Below are 14186 nucleotides of genomic sequence, written 5' to 3' on the forward strand. Positions count from 1 at the left end.
CGCCTACCCACCACCGAAGTGGCGGACGGTTCGACCGACCGACCGGGCCCGTCATGAAGCAACACCCCCAAAGCGGGCTGTTCCCTCAGGACCCAACAGCGTGCCAGGCGACCGATCCGACCAGCGATGCGAGGTTCCACCCACCCACAAGGAGCGAGGTACTGACGCGGTGCTGACCACCACGGCCGCCGTAGTTGATGTTCCACCCTTGAGCACCACCCCGGACGCATACGGTCCGAGCCTGGCCTCTGCACCCCGCACCCAGTGGGCCGGCGTGTCAGATGCTCCTTAGAAAGGAGGTGATCCAGCCGCACCTTCCGGTACGGCTACCTTGTTACGACTTAGTCCCAATCGCCAGTCCCACCTTCGACGGCTCCCCCCACAAGGGTTGGGCCACCGGCTTCGGGTGTTACCGACTTTCGTGACTTGACGGGCGGTGTGTACAAGGCCCGGGAACGTATTCACCGCAGCGTTGCTGATCTGCGATTACTAGCGACTCCGACTTCATGGGGTCGAGTTGCAGACCCCAATCCGAACTGAGGCCGGCTTTTTGGGATTCGCTCCACCTCGCGGTATCGCAGCCCTTTGTACCGGCCATTGTAGCATGCGTGAAGCCCAAGACATAAGGGGCATGATGATTTGACGTCATCCCCACCTTCCTCCGAGTTGACCCCGGCAGTCTCCTATGAGTCCCCACCATCACGTGCTGGCAACATAGGACGAGGGTTGCGCTCGTTGCGGGACTTAACCCAACATCTCACGACACGAGCTGACGACAACCATGCACCACCTGTACACCGACCTTGCGGGGCAACCATCTCTGGAAGTTTCCGGTGTATGTCAAGCCTTGGTAAGGTTCTTCGCGTTGCATCGAATTAATCCGCATGCTCCGCCGCTTGTGCGGGCCCCCGTCAATTTCTTTGAGTTTTAGCCTTGCGGCCGTACTCCCCAGGCGGGGCACTTAATGCGTTTGCTGCGGCACGGAACTCGTGGAATGAGCCCCACACCTAGTGCCCAACGTTTACGGCATGGACTACCAGGGTATCTAATCCTGTTCGCTCCCCATGCTTTCGCTCCTCAGCGTCAGTTGCGGCCCAGTGACCTGCCTTCGCCATCGGTGTTCCTCCTGATATCTGCGCATTCCACCGCTACACCAGGAATTCCAGTCACCCCTACCGCACTCTAGTCTGCCCGTACCCACTGCAAGCCCGAGGTTGAGCCTCGAGTTTTCACAGCAGACGCGACAAACCGCCTACGAGCTCTTTACGCCCAATAATTCCGGACAACGCTTGCGCCCTACGTATTACCGCGGCTGCTGGCACGTAGTTAGCCGGCGCTTCTTCTGCAGGTACCGTCACTTTCGCTTCTTCCCTGCTGAAAGAGGTTTACAACCCGAAGGCCTTCATCCCTCACGCGGCGTCGCTGCATCAGGCTTGCGCCCATTGTGCAATATTCCCCACTGCTGCCTCCCGTAGGAGTCTGGGCCGTGTCTCAGTCCCAGTGTGGCCGGTCGCCCTCTCAGGCCGGCTACCCGTCGTCGCCTTGGTGGGCCGTTACCCCACCAACAAGCTGATAGGCCGCGAGTCCATCCCTGACCGATAAATCTTTCCAGACGCATCAGATGCCTGAGCGTCACGTATCCGGTATTAGACCTCGTTTCCAAGGCTTATCCCAGAGTCAGGGGCAGGTTACTCACGTGTTACTCACCCGTTCGCCACTGATCCCCCCAGCAAGCTGGGGTTCACCGTTCGACTTGCATGTGTTAAGCACGCCGCCAGCGTTCGTCCTGAGCCAGAATCAAACTCTCCGTTAATGTCTACATGGCAACCACCACCCGAAAGCGGCGATCCACCGACACACGAAACGACCACCCCGTCGCTGGCGACAAGGCAGTCAGTTGAATTCGGCTGTTGTGCAACCGACCCAGACGGAGCAGGGCCGATCACACGTCAACCAAGACTCACCCACTCTCGCGTCCACCCCGAATGAGGCGACCACCCGAGCCGATGAACCATCTTGGCATCAACTACTTGGCACACTGTTGAGTTCTCAAAGAACAGACGCGCATCCCCCACTCACCCTTGCGGGCTCCTGGCCGGAGGCTCGGTTCCAATCTACCAGAGTTCCTGGCGGGCTTTGTCGTCGTTTCCTTCGACTCGGCTCGTCCTGAACTCTATCAGAGTTTTTGTCCCGCCCTGCCGCTCTTTCGAACCGGCCTGGCGTTTCTCAACTCTACCAGAGTTTCTGGACCGCCTTGCCGGCTTGTTCTTTCCGGCGAGGCTTTCCTTCACTCTACCAGGCTTTCCGGCCCGCATTGTCGGCGTTCATTCCGACATTGCGTGTCCTTCTGCCCGGTCCCGGCACGACCGTCCGGACGCCGAGGCGCCTGTCGATCTTGCCGAGGGGGTGGCCACCCGCGGGACCAGCCACCGGGTTGATCCTCGGTGTCCGTTCCTCCCTGCCGGGCGACTCGGAGAACATTACGCGGACGTTTCGCTCACCGTCAAGCCGGCGGGCTCCAGTGCCGCGCACGCACTCCGCACCCCGTCTGACCTGCGCTTTCGCGCCCGGCCCGCCGGGGTGACCCCTGGTTCACCACGACGGGGCCGGTGTGACGCCCGTCGCTCTGCACCCAGGATGCGCCGTCGCAGCTGAGCGCGCAACCCCTCGCCGCGGGCCGACCCGGGACGACGAAGGGGCGGTCCCGTCGGAACGGGGCCGCCCCTCGGTCGTGCCACGAGAACGTGGGTGTCAGTCGGACGTCGCCCCGACCTGCGCGACCGCGAGCGTCCGCTTGCCCCGCCGCAGCACGAGCCACCGCCCGTGCAGCAGGTCCCCCGCCTCGACGACGGCGGCGTCGTCCGTCACCTTGCGGTTGTTGACCGATGCGCCGCCCTCGGCGATCGCCCGGCGGGCCGCCCCCTTGCTCGCGACCAGCCCGGTGGCGGCCAGCACGTCGACGACCGGGTCGCCCACCGCGACCTCGGCCGTGGGCAGCTCGGCCACCGCCGCACCCAGGGTCGCGGCGTCGAGCTCGGCGAGGTCGCCGCCCCCGAACAGCGCGCGGCTGGCCGCGATGACCTTCTCCGTCGCGTCGACCCCGTGCACCAGGGACGTGACGTCGTACGCCAGGGCCCGCTGCGCCTCGCGGGCTGCCGGCCGCTCGGCGACGGCCTGCTCCAGCTCCCCGATCTGCTCGGGCGTCCGGAAGGTGAAGACCTTGAGGTAGCGCACGACGTCGGCGTCGTCGGCGTTGAGCCAGAACTGGTAGAAGGCGTACGGCGAGGTGAGCTCCGGGTCCAGCCAGACGGTGCCGGACTCCGTCTTGCCGAACTTCGTGCCGTCGGCCTTCGTGATCAGCGGGGTGGTGAGGGCGTGGACCGCCGCGCCCTCGACCTTGCGGACCAGCTCGACGCCGGAGAGCAGGTTGCCCCACTGGTCGCTGCCACCGGTCTGCAGCGTGACCCCGTGCCGGCGGAACAGCTCGAGGTAGTCCATGCCCTGCAGGATCTGGTAGCTGAACTCGGTGAACGAGATGCCCTGGTCCGAGCTCAGCCGCCGGGCGACCGTGTCCTTCGCGAGCATCGTGCCCAGCCGGTAGTGCTTGCCGACGTCCCGCAGGAAGTCGATGGCCGACATCGGGGCGGTCCAGTCGAGGTTGTTCACGAGGGTCGCGGCGTTCTCGCCGTCGAACCGGAGCAGCGGGGCGATCTGCCGCCGGATGCGCTCGACCCAGCCGGCGACGACGTCGGGCTCGTTGAGGGTGCGCTCCCCCGCCATCTTGGGGTCGCCGATCAGGCCGGTCGCGCCGCCGACGAGGGCCACGGGCCGGTGCCCCGCGTCCTGCAGGCGCCGGACGGTGAGGATCTGCACCAGGTTGCCGATGTGCAGGCTGGGCGCGGTCGGGTCGAAGCCGCAGTAGAGGGTGACCGGTCCGGCGTCGAGCGCCGCGCGCAGCGCGTCGAGGTCGGTGGTCTGGGAGACGAGGTCGCGCCAGGCGAGCTCGTCGAGGATGTGCGTCACGTCAGTGCTCCAGGTGGTCGCGCGGCTCGGTGGCCGCGCCGTCGGCGGGTCGGGTCATGCCGGCGTCGTCCCGCGCTGCGGGCTGCTTCCCGACGCCGGCCGGCGATACGCCGGCCGGAAGGCGGACACGGTGGGCTCCCCGGTGATCCAGAACCGCCACGGGTGGCGCGCGGGGTCGCCGCCGGCGCCGGCCACGCCGACGCGCGGGCCGGTCGCGTAGGCGGGGGTCACGGCGTCCGGGTCGCGGTGCAGGACGATGCGGCCGCCCGGCTCGGTGATGTCGGCGCCGTTCGCCTCCATCGCGATGCCGAGGGCGACGGCCATGCGGGCGGGACCCCGGGCGATCTGCCGGTCGGAGTCGACGACGCCCGAGCTCGCCCGCCGGGCGCGCGCCAGGCCCACGCCGTCGACGACCTCGCCCGCGCGGAGCAGGACCGCGGACGCCGACCCTGCTGGCCCGGTGACGACGTTGAAGCAGTGGTGCAGGCCGAGGTGCCGGTACACGTAGAGCCGACCGGGCTCCCCGAACATCACGGCGTTGCGCGCGGTGCGGCCGCGGAACGCGTGCGAGCCCGGGTCCGCCTCGCCGTCGTAGGCCTCGACCTCGGTGAGGCGGACGGTGACGTCGCCCTCGTCGGAGCGGACGGTCAGGTAGGCGCCGAGCAGGTCCGGCGCGACGGCGAGCACCGGTCGGGAGTACCAGACGCGGGCGGGCACGATCCCGGGCACGCCGGACACCGCCTCGGTACCGGGTCCCGTCGAGCTCACCGGGCCATCCTGCCCCATGCGTCCACGCGGACGTCGGCCCGTCCGCGCGTGCCCTCGCGCTCGAAGTGCGCCGCCTCGTCGCGCATCCAGCGCTCCCAGTGCGGGCGCGCGCCGGCCCCGTCGCGCGCCAGCCCGCGCTCGAGCCGCGTGGCGGGCTCCGCCTCGACCCACACGAGGACCCCGAGGTCCGGGGCGCCGTCCCGCCGGCCGGACCCGCAGCCCTCCAGCACCAGCACGTCGGGCGCCGGGACGTCCACCCAGTCCGCGAACCGGCCGGCCTCCCAGTCGTACCGCTGGAACCGGCCGGGGCGGCCGCGGCGCAGCGGCTCGAGCACCTGGGCCGACAGCCGCGGCCACAGGTCGCCGTCGAGCCCCGTCCACCCGGCGTAGAGGTCGTCCATGTGCACCACCTGCGCGCTCGCGCCGGCGGCGGCGCAGCCCGCGGCGACCGCGGCGGCCAAGGTGGTCTTGCCGGAGCCGGCAGGCCCGTCGATCGCGACCACCCGGACCCTGCCGAGCCTCGGCGGCGCGGACAGCAGCAGGGGCACGACGACGCCGGCCGCGTCCTCGTGCCCCTCCTGCCGGGTGGTGGGGTCCGCCATGTGGGGGCTCAGCGCCCGCGGAGCTCCGCCGCGCGGGCGCGGGCCCGCTGGAGCTGCTCGGCGACCCGGACCGGTGCCGTGCCGCCGTGCGCGGACCGCGACGCGACCGAGCCCTCCACCGACAGCACGCTGCGCACCTGAGGCGTGAGGTGCTCCGAGATCGCCGCGAGCTCGTCGTCGGTCAGGTCCCAGAGCTCGACCGGCGGCTCGTGCTGCTCGCACGCCCGGACGCACGCGCCCGCGACCTCGTGCGCGACGCGGAACGGCACGCCCTGCCGGACCAGCCACTCCGCGATGTCGGTCGCGAGCGAGAACCCCCGCGGCGCGAGCGACGCCATCCGCTCGGTGTCGAACCGGAGCGTGGCGATCATCCCGGCGAACGCGGGCAGCAGGACGGTCAGGGTGTCGACCTGGTCGAACACCGGCTCCTTGTCCTCCTGCAGGTCGCGGTTGTACGCGAGCGGCAGGCCCTTGAGCGTCGTCAGCAGCCCGGTGAGGTCGCCGACCAGCCGGCCGGCCTTGCCGCGCGCGAGCTCCGCGACGTCCGGGTTCTTCTTCTGCGGCATGATGCTCGACCCGGTCGAGTACGCGTCGTCCAGCTGCACGAAGCCGAACTCGTGCGTCGACCAGAGGACGACCTCCTCGGCGATCCGGGACAGGTCGACGCCGAGCATCGCGGACACCCAGGCGAACTCCGCGACGACGTCCCGGGAGGCGGTGCCGTCGATCGAGTTCTCCACCGGGGCGTCGAAGCCGAGCTCCGCGGCGACGGCCGCCGGGTCGAGGCCGAGCGACGAGCCGGCGAGCGCTCCGGAGCCGTACGGCGACACCGCGGCGCGGCGGTCCCAGTCGGCGTACCGCTCGACGTCGCGCAGCAGCGGCCACGCGTGGGCGAGCAGGTGGTGCGCGAGCAGGACGGGCTGGGCGTGCTGCAGGTGGGTGCGGCCCGGCATCACCGCGTCGCCCGCGGCCTCGGCCTGGGTGATCAGCGCGTCCACGACGTCGAGCACCAGGCCGGTGATGGCCCGCGCCTCGTCCCGCAGGTACATCCGCACCAGCGTGGCGATCTGGTCGTTCCGGGACCGCCCGGCGCGCAGCCGCCCGCCGAGGTCCGCCCCGGCGCGCTCGATCAGGCCGCGCTCCAGGGCGCCGTGCACGTCCTCGTCGGACTCGGCGGCGACGAACGCCCCCGACTCGACGTCGGCGCGCAGCCGCTCCAGGGCGTCGAGCATGCCCGCCAGCGCCGCGTCGTCCAGCAGCCCGGCCGCGTGCAGGACCCTCGCGTGGGCGCGGGACCCCGCGATGTCCTGGGGCGCGAGCCGCCAGTCGAACTGGGTGGACTTGGACAGGGCCGCCAGCGCGTCGGCGGGGCCGCCGGCGAACCGGCCGCCCCAGAGAGCGCCCGCCTGCTCAGGCACCGGTACCGCCGATGCCGCCCTGCGAGCCCAGGTCCTCCGCGTTGCCGAACTTCACGTCGCGCGCGGCGGCGAGCTTGGACGACAGGCCGTAGATCTCGATGAACCCGCGCGCCGCGGACTGGTCGAACGAGTCGCCGGAGTCGTAGGTGGCCAGGTTGAAGTCGTACAGCGAGGACTCGGAGCGGCGCCCGGTGACCGTCGCGCGGCCGCCGTGCAGCACCATGCGGATCTCGCCGGAGACGTAGCGCTGGGTGTCGTCGATGAAGGTGTCGAGCGACTTCTTCAGCGGCGAGAACCACTGGCCGTCGTAGACCAGCTCGGTCCAGCGCTGCTCGACGGTCCGCTTGAACCGGGCCTGCTCGCGCTCGACGGTGACGTTCTCGAGCTCCTGGTGCGCGGCGATCAGCGCCATCGCGCCGGGGGCCTCGTAGACCTCGCGGGACTTGATGCCCACGAGGCGGTCCTCGACGATGTCGATCCGGCCGACGCCCTGGGCGCCCGCGCGGCGGTTCATCTCCTGGATCGCCTGCAGCGGGGTGACCGGCTGGCCGTCGAGCGCGACGGGCACGCCCTGCTCGAACGTGATGACGACCTCGTCCGCGACCGGCGGGAACGTGGGGTCGTCGGTGTAGGTGTAGACGTCCTTGGTCGGCTCGTTCCAGATGTCCTCGAGGAAGCCGGTCTCGACGGCGCGGCCCCAGACGTTCTGGTCGATCGAGAACGGGTTGTGCTTGGTGGTCGCGATCGGGAGCTTCTTGCGCTCGGCGAACTCGATGGCCTTGTCGCGGGTCAGGGCGAGGTCGCGGACCGGGGCGAGGCACTTCAGGTCCGGGGCGAGCGAGGTGATGCCGACCTCGAACCGCACCTGGTCGTTGCCCTTGCCCGTGCAGCCGTGCGCGACGGTCGTGGCGCCGAACTGCCGCGCGGCGCGCACCAGGTGCTTGACGATGACCGGGCGGGACAGCGCGGACACCAGCGGGTACTTGTCCAGGTACAGGCCGTTGGCCCGCAGCGCCGGCATGCAGTACTCGGCGGCGAACTCGTCGCGGGCGTCGGCGACGTACGCCTCGACCGCGCCGCAGTCCAGCGCGCGCCGGCGGATGACCTCGAGGTCCTCGCCGCCCTGGCCGACGTCGACCGCCACGGCGATCACCTCGGCGCCGGTCGCCTCCGCGATCCAGCCGATGCCCACGGAGGTGTCCAGGCCGCCCGAGTAGGCGAGGACGACGCGCTCAGTCATGTGTCTTCTCTTTCGTGTGTCCGGTCGTGCAGGAGTGGTCGGGGGGCGACGGGGCGTCAGCCGGTCGTCGCGAGCTCGAGGAACCGGGCCGCCAGCGCGGTCCCCTCGGGGCCGTCGGCGCCCTCGCGGGCGATGACGAGGACGGTGTCGTCCCCGGCGATCGTGCCGAGCACGCCGGGGAGGACGGAGTGGTCGATGGCCGAGGCCAGGAACTGCGCCGCGCCGGGCGGGGTGCGCAGCACGACGAGGCTGCCGGACGCCTCGGCGGTGACCAGCAGCTCGGAGCAGAGCCGGGCCAGCCGGGAGGCGAGCGCCTCGGCGTCCACGACGGGCGCGGGGGTCCGGTCGCCGCCCTCCCCCGGCGCCGCGTAGGCGAGCGCGCCGGTGGGCGTGCGGATCTTCACCGCGCGCAGCTCGACGAGGTCGCGGGACAGCGTGGCCTGCGTGACCGTCACGCCCTGGTGGGCCAGCAGGTCGGCGAGCTCGGACTGCGAGTGCACGGACTGCCGGGACAGCAGGTCGCGGATCAGCGCGTGCCGGGCGGCCTTGGTCGCCGGGACGCGGCCCGTGGTGGCGAGCGGCTCCTCGACGGGGCCGGTGGCGGCGGTCACGAGCGCTCCAGGAGCCAGGTCAGCAGCGCCTTCTGCGCGTGCAGCCGGTTCTCGGCCTCGTCCCAGACCACCGACTGCTCACCGTCCAGCACCTCGGCGGTGATCTCCTTGCCGCGGTAGGCGGGCAGGCAGTGCAGCACCAGCGCGCCGGGCGCCGCGAGGGCCAGGGCGGCCGAGTCGAGCCGGAACGGGACGAACGGCTGCTCGCGCTCCGCGGCCTCGGCCTCCTGCCCCATCGACACCCAGGTGTCGGTGGCGACCGCGTCCGCGCCCGTGACGGCCTTCGCCAGGTCGTCGGTCACCTCGACCGAGCCGCCGGTGCGCGCGGCGATCGCGGCCGCGGCCTCGACGACGTCCGCGTGGGGCTGGTACGCGGCGGGCGTGGCGATCCGCACGTGCATCCCCGCCGTCGCTCCGCCGAGCAGGTAGGAGTGCGTCATGTTGTTCGAGCCGTCGCCGGTGTACGCGAGCGTGCGGCCGGCCAGCGCGGGCACGCCGCCCCAGTGCTGCGCGAGCGTGAGCAGGTCCGCGAGGATCTGGCACGGGTGGAAGTCGTCGGTCAGCGCGTTCACGACCGGGACGCCGGCGTGCGCCGCCATCTCCTCCAGCCGGGACTGCGCGTAGGTCCGCCAGACGACCGCGGCGACCTGCCGCCCGAGCACCCGCGCGGTGTCCGCGACGGACTCCCGCACGCCGATCCGCGCCAGGTTGCCGTCGACGGCCAGCGGGTACCCGCCGAGCTCGGCGACGCCGGCCGTGAAGGACACCTGGGTGCGCAGGGTCGGCTTGTCGAAGATGATCGCGACGGCGCGGGGCCCCTCGAGGGGCCGCTTCGCGAACCGGTCGGCGCGCAGCGCGAGGCCGAGCTCCAGGACCTCGGCCTGCTCGGCCGGGCTCAGGTCGTCGTCGCGCAGGAAGCTCCGGGGGGTCATGCGCCGTGCTCCTGACCCAGGTCGTGCGGCAGGTCCGCGAGGAACCGGGTGAACGTCGCCGCCTGCTCGCGGGTCAGCACGTACGGCGGGGCGAGCCGGACGGTGCTCGGCGTGCAGGCGTTGACGATGAACCCGGCGGCCAGGGCTCGGGCGGCCACGTCGGCGGCGACCGCGTCGGTGAGCTGGATGCCGATGAGCAGGCCCTCCCCGCGCACCTCCGCGACCAGCGGGTGGCCCAGGCCGGCGATCTCGGACCGCCACCAGGCGCCCAGGTCGGTGACGTGGGCCAGGAGCCCGTCCCGCTCGACGACACCGATCGTGGCCAGCGCCGCGGCGGACGCGACGGGGTTGCCGCCGAACGTCGTGCCGTGCTGCCCGCGGCCGAGCAGCGTGGCCGCCCGCTCCCCGTACGCGACCACGGCGCCGACCGGGAACCCGCCGCCGAGCCCCTTGGCGAGCGTCACCGCGTCGGGGCGGATGCCGCCGCCGAGGTGCGCGTGCTGGTGCGCGAGCCAGGTGCCGGTGCGGCCCATGCCCGTCTGCACCTCGTCGAGGATCAGCAGGGCGCCGTGGGCCTCGGTGAGCTCGCGCGCCCGGACCAGGTACCCGGGCGGCAGCGGGATGACGCCGGCCTCGCCCTGGATCGGCTCCAGGAAGACCGCGGCGACCCGGTCGCCGTCGGCACCCTCGAACGCGGCCTCCAGCGCGGCGGTGTCGCCGAACGGCAGGAACTCCACGCCGCCGGGCAGCGGCTCGAACGGCTCGCGGTAGGCGGCCTTGGAGGTCAGGGCCAGCGCCCCCATCGACCGGCCGTGGAAGGCGCCCTCGAGCGCGAGGACGCGGGTGCGGCGCACGCCGCCCGGGCCCTCGCTGTTGCGGCGCGCCATCTTGAACGCCGCCTCGTTCGCCTCGGTGCCGGAGTTCGTGAGGAACACCCGGGAGCCCGCGGGGGCGTCGGCGACCTCCAGCAGCCGCTCGGCGAGCGCGATCTGCGTCGGGCTCGCGAAGAAGTTCGAGATGTGGCCGAGCGTGCCCAGCTGCGCCGAGATCGCCGCCGTCAGGGTCGGGTGCGCGTGCCCCAGGGAGTTGACCGCGATGCCGCCGAGCAGGTCGAGGTAGCGCGTGCCGTCGGCGTCCCAGACGTACGGGCCCTCGCCGCGGACCAGCACGCGCTGCGGCGCGCCGAACGTGTCCATCAGCGCGTGGCCGTACCGCTCGGTCCAGTGCGCCACGGAGTCGCGGCCCGCGAGCGCGGCGAAGTCGGGCGGCTCCGGCGTCAGGTGCTGCTCGGTCACTCAGCTCACCTCGGGGTTCTGGTGGAGGGTCGGGACGTCGACCGCCGGGGCCGCGACCTGCGGGATCGGGGCGGTGAACGGCGAGGGCACCGGCTCGTCGTCCGGCAGCACCATCGTGCCGATGCCGTCGGACGTGAAGACCTCGACCAGGATGGAGTGCGCCTGCCGGCCGTCGATGACGTGCGCGCGGCCCACGCCGCCCTGCACCGCGCGCCAGCACGCCTCCATCTTCGGCCGCATGCCCGCGTCGAGGGACGGCAGCAGGTCGGCGAGCTCGCCGGCGCGGATCCGGCGGGCCAGCGAGGTGCGGTCCGGCCAGCTCGTGTAGAGCCCCTCGACGTCGGTCAGCACGATCAGCTTGCGGGCGCCGAGCGCGACGGCCAGCGCGGCCGCCGCGGTGTCGGCGTTGACGTTGAGCACCTGCGTCGGGTCGTCGATGTCGGGGGCGACGGTCGAGACGACGGGGATGCGGCCCGCGTCCAGCAGGTCGTGCACGGCACCGGGGTTGACCTCGACGACGTCCCCGACCTGGCCGACGTCCACCTGCTCGCCGTCGACCGTCGCGGTGCGGCGCCGGGCCCGGAGCAGGCCGCCGTCCTCGCCCGACAGGCCGACCGCGTAGGGGCCGTGCGCGTTCAGCAGCCCGACCAGCTCCCGCGACACCTGGCCGGTGAGCACCATGCGGACGACGTCCATCGCCTCGGGGGTCGTCACGCGCAGCCCGCCGCGGAACTCGGACGCGATGCCGAGCCGGTCGAGCATGGCGTTGATCTGCGGTCCGCCGCCGTGCACGACCACCGGCCGCAGGCCGACCTGGCGCAGGAACACCATGTCCTCCGCGAACGCCCGCTTGAGGTCGTCGTCCACCATCGCGTTGCCGCCGTACTTCACGACCACGAGGGCGCCCGCGAACCGCTGCAGCCACGGCAGCGCCTCGATCAGCACCTCGGCCTTCTGGTCGGGGCGCAGGTCCGTGCGGGTGTTGAACACGAAGTCCTCGGGGACCGGGGTGGTGTCGCTCATGTCGAGTACGCGCTGTTCTCGTGGACGTAGTCGTGCGTCAGGTCGTTGGTCCAGACGGTCGCGGTGGCGTCGCCGGCGTGCAGGTCGACGTCGACGCGCACCTCGCGGGCCGCGGCCAGGTCGACGCCCTCGCGGGGGTCACCGACGCCGCCGGCGCGGCACACCTGGACGCCGTTGATGGCGACGTCGAGCAGCGCGGCGTCGAACGGCGCGACGTCCTCCGGGACCGTCCCGACGGCGGCGAGCACGCGGCCCCAGTTCGGGTCGTTGCCGAACACCGCGGCCTTGAACAGGTTCGACCGGGTGACCGCACGGGCGACCGCGACGGCGGCCTCCTCGCTGGTCGCGCCGGTCACCGTGACGGCGATGTCGTGCGAGGCGCCCTCGGCGTCGCCGACGAGCTGCCGGGCGAGGTCGGCGGACGCGGCCGCGACGGCGGTGGCGAACGCCTCGGGGTCCGGGGTCACGCCGCTCGCGCCGGACGCGAGCAGCAGGACGGTGTCGTTCGTCGACATGCAGCCGTCGGAGTCCACCCGGTCGAACGTGGTGCGCGTGGCCCCGCGCAGCGCGGCGTCGGCCTGCTCCGCGGTGACCACCGCGTCGGTGGTGAGGACCACGAGCATCGTGGCCAGCCCGGGGGCGAGCATGCCCGCGCCCTTGGCCATCCCGCCGACGGTCCAGCCGTCCCCGACCACCGCGGTGGTCTTCGCGACGGTGTCGGTGGTCATGATCGCGGTCGCCGCGTCCGGGCCGCCCTGGGCGGACAGCGCGCCCGCCGCCGCGTCGACCCCGCCGAGCAGCAGGTCCATCGGCAGCCGCTCGCCGATCAGGCCGGTCGAGCAGACGAGCACGTCCCCGGCCGAGGCGCCCAGCACCTCGGCGACGTGCTCCGCGGTGCGGTGCGCGTCGAGGAAGCCCTCGGGGCCGGTGCAGGCGTTGGCGCCCCCGGAGTTCAGCACGACGGCGGTGGCGACGCCGTCGGACACCGCCTGGCGCGACCAGACCACCGGCGCGGCGACCACGCGGTTCGAGGTGAACACCCCCGCGGCGACCTGCAGGGGGCCGTCGTTGACGACCAGCGCGACGTCCGGCTTCCCGGAGGCCTTGAGGCCCGCGGTCACGCCGGCGGCCCGGAATCCGGCCGGGGCGGTGACGCCCTGCGGCTCGATGTCGGTCACGGGGCGACTCCCTCGGTGGTCAGTCCGGTGCGCTCGGGCAGGCCGAGCGCGACGTTCAGCGACTGCACCGCGGCGCCCGCGGTGCCCTTGACCAGGTTGTCCAGGGCGCACAGCGCGACGACCCGGCCGGCGGCCTCGTCGACCGCCACCTGCACGAGGGCGGTGTTCGCGCCCGTGGTGGCGGCGGTCGTGGGCCACTCCCCCTCGGGCAGCAGCTCGACGAACGTCTCGCCGCCGTAGGCCGCCTCCCACGCGGCGCGCACCGACGCGGCGTCCGCGCCGGGGGCGAGCGGGGCCGTCACGGTGGCGAGGATGCCGCGGGACATCGGCACGAGCACCGGGGTGAACGACAGGCCGGTGCGCGCGGCGCCGGCGACACCCAGGTTCTGCGCGATCTCGGGGATGTGCCGGTGGGTGCCGCCGACCGCGTACGGCTGCGCGGAGCCGAGCGCCTCGGAGGCGAGCAGGTGCGGCTTGAGGGTGCGGCCGGCGCCGGTGTAGCCCACGGCCAGCACGGCGACGACGTCCGCGGGGTCGACGAGGCCGGCGGCGACGCCCGGCTGGAGCGCGAGCGTCACGGCGGTGACGTTGCACCCCGGGACGGCGATCCGGCGGGCCCGCGCCAGCGCGGCGCGCTGCGCCGACGGCGCGGACTCCCCCGCGTGCAGCAGCTCGGGCATGCCGTACGGCCAGGTCCCGGCGTGCTCGGTGCCGTAGAACCGTCGCCAGGCCTCGGGGTCGGTGAGCCGGTGGTCCGCGCCGAGGTCGACCACGAGCGCGTCGTCGCCCCGGTCCGCGAGCGCCGCGGCGATCTCCCCGCTGGCGCCGTGCGGCAGCGCGAGGACCACCACGTCGTGGCCGGCGAGCTCGTCGACGGACGTCGGGGTCAGGACCCGGTCCGCGAGCGCCCGCAGGTGCGGCTGGTGAGCGCCGAGGCGGGTGCCGGCGTTGGAATGCGCGGTGAGCGCGCCGATCTCGGCGTCGGGGTGCCCGAGCAGGAGGCGCAGGGTCTCGCCGCCGGCGTACCCGGAGGCGCCGGCGACCGCGACGGAGAAGGACATGTGCATGAGCATACATCCGGATGCACACCTATCCA

The 14186-nt window shown here is 72.5% G+C and carries 11 protein-coding genes and 1 rRNA gene; all 12 read right to left on the minus strand.

The genetic code is table 11. The features are described 5' to 3' along the window. Positions 1-292: 292 nt before the first annotated feature. Positions 293-1813 (minus strand): 16S ribosomal RNA (locus tag QNH85_RS06335). 938 nt (positions 1814-2751) lie between these two features. Continuing rightward, the gene (tyrS, locus tag QNH85_RS06340; RefSeq protein ID WP_282945377.1) at positions 2752-4023 is read right to left on the minus strand and encodes a tyrosine--tRNA ligase; all 1272 of its coding nucleotides are present in this window, start codon (positions 4021-4023) and stop codon (positions 2752-2754) included. Between the two features lie 54 nt (positions 4024-4077). Further along, positions 4078-4791 (minus strand): DNA-3-methyladenine glycosylase, encoded by a 714-nt coding sequence (locus QNH85_RS06345; protein WP_282945378.1) that lies wholly within the window; start codon positions 4789-4791, stop codon positions 4078-4080. Further along, complete coding sequence (locus tag QNH85_RS06350) at positions 4788-5393, minus strand: uridine kinase family protein (RefSeq protein ID WP_282945379.1); 606 nt, start codon at positions 5391-5393, stop codon at positions 4788-4790. Before QNH85_RS06350 ends, QNH85_RS06345 begins: the two co-directional genes overlap by 4 nt. An 8-nt stretch (positions 5394-5401) precedes the next feature. Then, on the minus strand, positions 5402-6811 hold the full coding sequence (gene argH, locus QNH85_RS06355; RefSeq protein ID WP_282945380.1) for an argininosuccinate lyase: 1410 nt from the start codon (positions 6809-6811) through the stop codon (positions 5402-5404). After that, entirely contained in the window at positions 6804-8051 is a 1248-nt protein-coding gene (locus QNH85_RS06360; protein WP_282945381.1) for an argininosuccinate synthase, read from the minus strand. The genes argH and QNH85_RS06360 overlap by 8 nt, the downstream gene beginning before the upstream one ends. Positions 8052-8107: 56 nt before the next feature. Beyond that, positions 8108-8662 carry an arginine repressor gene (locus QNH85_RS06365; protein ID WP_213283605.1) on the minus strand — a complete coding sequence of 185 codons (555 nt, stop codon included), beginning with the start codon at positions 8660-8662 and terminating at the stop codon, positions 8108-8110. Continuing rightward, on the minus strand, positions 8659-9594 hold the full coding sequence (gene argF, locus QNH85_RS06370; RefSeq protein ID WP_282945382.1) for an ornithine carbamoyltransferase: 936 nt from the start codon (positions 9592-9594) through the stop codon (positions 8659-8661). Before argF ends, QNH85_RS06365 begins: the two co-directional genes overlap by 4 nt. Beyond that, positions 9591-10889, minus strand: a complete 1299-nt coding sequence (locus QNH85_RS06375) for an acetylornithine transaminase (RefSeq protein ID WP_282945383.1) — start codon at positions 10887-10889, stop codon at positions 9591-9593. The genes argF and QNH85_RS06375 overlap by 4 nt, the downstream gene beginning before the upstream one ends. Then, positions 10890-11912 carry an acetylglutamate kinase gene (argB, locus tag QNH85_RS06380; protein ID WP_213283603.1) on the minus strand — a complete coding sequence of 341 codons (1023 nt, stop codon included), beginning with the start codon at positions 11910-11912 and terminating at the stop codon, positions 10890-10892. After that, entirely contained in the window at positions 11909-13090 is a 1182-nt protein-coding gene (gene argJ, locus QNH85_RS06385) for a bifunctional glutamate N-acetyltransferase/amino-acid acetyltransferase ArgJ (protein WP_282945384.1), read from the minus strand. The genes argB and argJ overlap by 4 nt, the downstream gene beginning before the upstream one ends. Continuing rightward, positions 13087-14157 (minus strand): N-acetyl-gamma-glutamyl-phosphate reductase, encoded by a 1071-nt coding sequence (gene argC / locus QNH85_RS06390; RefSeq protein WP_282945385.1) that lies wholly within the window; start codon positions 14155-14157, stop codon positions 13087-13089. The genes argJ and argC overlap by 4 nt, the downstream gene beginning before the upstream one ends. Positions 14158-14186: the final 29 nt, after the last annotated feature.

Source organism: Cellulomonas endometrii, assembly GCF_949769265.1.
In the GTDB taxonomy this organism is placed as follows: domain Bacteria; phylum Actinomycetota; class Actinomycetes; order Actinomycetales; family Cellulomonadaceae; genus Cellulomonas; species Cellulomonas endometrii.